The 2935-nt window shown below is 44.9% G+C and carries 1 protein-coding gene; it reads right to left on the reverse strand.

Annotated features, from left to right (window positions below; translation table 11 throughout):
* Positions 1 to 2807, reverse strand: a 2807-nt coding sequence (locus HRU21_09080) for a 3-hydroxyacyl-[acyl-carrier-protein] dehydratase FabA (protein ID NRA42444.1), incomplete at its 3' end; no start/stop codon positions are given.
* Positions 2808 to 2935: the final 128 nt, after the last annotated feature.

A 2935-nucleotide genomic window follows, 5' to 3' on the forward strand; every position in this document is an offset into this window, starting at 1 on the left:
CTCATATCCAAGGCTTGCGAATTTGTATTTTTCGCTCCAGCAATCTTCGCTATTATCGCATCACGTGTGTTCGCATCTAAGCTTGCGATAGACTGTGCCAGACTTGCCGCAATAGATGCGCCGCCAAGTTTTACAGATTTTAATAATTGCGGCTTCGCTTTAGTATTTGGATCGATTTGATACCCTAATGCACGCTTATTGCCCGGTGAGCTTATGCATAAAGCGGCACAGCTTTGGTCACGGCCAAGACCTGAGATCAGGCTAGCACGAGCAAAATGATTTTGATGGATCGCGTGTGCGATAATTGATGCCATTCCCGATGCGGCAAAACCATGGCCAAATACACGCTTACTGGAATCAATGTTGGCAGCTTGTGTTTTTGCCTGAATCTTGGGCAGCGCAACTTTCTCAATCGCCATTTCTTTAGCAAAACCCGACGCATGTGCCTCAATCAACTCAAGGCTAGCCAGCTTATCACCTGCCGCTGCTTGTAAGCATTGCGCCAAGCCCTCAGCCGAAAAGTCTTGACTAAAGCTAATCGCATCAATCTGTGCATACTGGCGTTTAGAGTCTTCCGCAGTCAGCTGGCTAACAGGTTTTAAAACAAAACTACCGGCCATATCCGCTGGAATAAAGCCGTCCTGCTGCAAAATATCTTCGCTATAGCTTGAGGCTAAACGGGTAAAATGTGGCGCTGTATTCTGCCTTAAGGATATGTTCTCAATCGAGCCCGCTAAATCAACCGCAGCAACAATCACGGCTTCAACATCTGAAGTTTGAAATAAAGTTTCAGCCAGCTCAACACAGCGATAGACTGAATTTTCTTCTGCTGATACGGTAAAGGCTGGCCCTGAAAAATCCCACAATGCCGAGATTCGCGAAGCCATAATATTCCCAATAAAGCTGGTATATTGGTTTAGCTGGGCAGCTGATGCGACGGCATCCTTACTGATAGTAATTAAACTTTGTTTTTCATCTTGCGATAAAGCAATGCCCTGTGCGTCTAAACTATCTTCAATTTGCGAGGCAAGATTTACCCGCCCGCGATATTGATGTAACTCTAACTCCACGCCCATGGCGACTAATACAGCAACATTTGCACCCTCTTTTAAGCCTGCATCTTTAGCTGCACTATCGGCGTTTTGCATCATCAATAACTGCTGTGGAATTAAGCAGTCTTTTTCATTTGGCGGAATTTTGTAACGTAAAAAATCAATTTCAAAATCGTCAATAAACGCGGCCTGAGTTTGGCTAGAGATACCCAATAATCTCGATAAAGTAGGATTTTGTTCCAAAGCCTTACAACGTGAGGTGGGTAATGGCGAAAACGCATGGCTTTTTGTTTGCAAACATTTAGCGATGCGATTGAGATTATCAGCTGTACCAAAATGTGCATCCATACCAATAATAGCTAAAGGCTGTTTGGCTTTCACGGTTGATGTTTTTCGACGTAATTGCGTGTGCGGCTCTTCTAAAATCACATGCGCATTGGCGCCACCAAAACCGAATACACTCACTGCCGCTTTGGCTTTATCGGTTTGTTTACGTGGTAAGGCGGTGGTTTCCTGAACAATTTCATTAGCTGAAAAATAGCCTGTTTTTGAACTATTGGCTTGCTCAATATTAATTGTGGCCGGCACGGTTTTTTCTTTAAGGCTATAGATCGCCTTGGTCACACCGGGCATACCCGCAGCCGTCAGTAAATGACCGAGGTTAGACTTAACACTGCCAACTAAGGGCTTGCTATTAGTACGCGAGAAAAAGCTTTCCATGGAGCCAAGCTCAACACGATCACCTTTCGGCGTACCCGTTGCATGGCACTCGACATAAGAAACTTCATCAGGGTTTATTTCGCCATCGTCATAAGCACGCTCATACACCAACACCTGACCTTTGGTATTCGGGCTTAGAACAAACTCACCCTTCCCATCATTGGATAAAGCTGCACCTTTTATAATGGCCTGAATAGTATCGCCATCACGAACCGCATCGCTATGACGCTTTAATAACATCATGCCAGCACCCTCGCCGGCAAACAGACCTTCCGACCGAGTATCTAACGGTGCTGAGATATTATTACCGGGATAGGCCTGGAAAATCGAAAAGCCCATATTCACGAACATAGGATCGGAAGCAGAGACGGCACCAGCCAACATCATATCGGCTTTACCCGTCTGTAAATAATCTGAAGCCAGCTTCAAGGCATAGCAGCTTGACGCACAAGCGGCATCGAGTGCAAAGTGTGATGCGCCTAAACCGCAAGCTTTTGCCAGCAATGAAACGGGGTAACCGGCAATTAAACCATTATCGGCATGCACGGTTTGACTATCGGTAAAATGCGACAGCTGAAAATTTTCACCTAAGCCTTGTTGCAAACTATCATTCACCACCTGATGGTATAGCGGCAAAAATAAATGGTTAGATTTCTTGGTCGGGAAGGATAAATTACCCATGATCACGCCAGTTCGTGACAATATATCACTGCCCCAATAGCCGGCTTGGTCAATCACTTGCTTGCCGGTGTGCAAAACCCATTGGTGCAAATCATCCATCGCAGCAAGATAATCAGCATCAAGCAAGTAACCCTGCGGGTTAAAATGGAAATCATTGATGTAACCGCCATTCATGCAGTAATACTTATCATCATCGCCTTTCTTACCATAAAAACGCGAAGGTTCTACACCCATCTGCGCTTTTGTAGCTTCGCTACGGCAATCTTGTTTTTCGAGTAATTTCTGCCAAAGCGCATCTGGTGTATGAGCACCGGGAAAAAGCGACGAAATACTTATAATTGCAATATCTTCCATTACATTTCTTCTTATTGTTGCTCTACAAGCTTGCTAAAAATAGAGCCTTGATAAAAGTGTGATAACTGCATGGGCACACCGTGACTGATCAGTTTTGCTGCAGCACGACAAAGCGTTAATTCATCATC

The organism is Pseudomonadales bacterium, from assembly GCA_013215025.1.
In the GTDB taxonomy this organism is placed as follows: Bacteria; Pseudomonadota; Gammaproteobacteria; order Pseudomonadales; family DT-91; genus DT-91.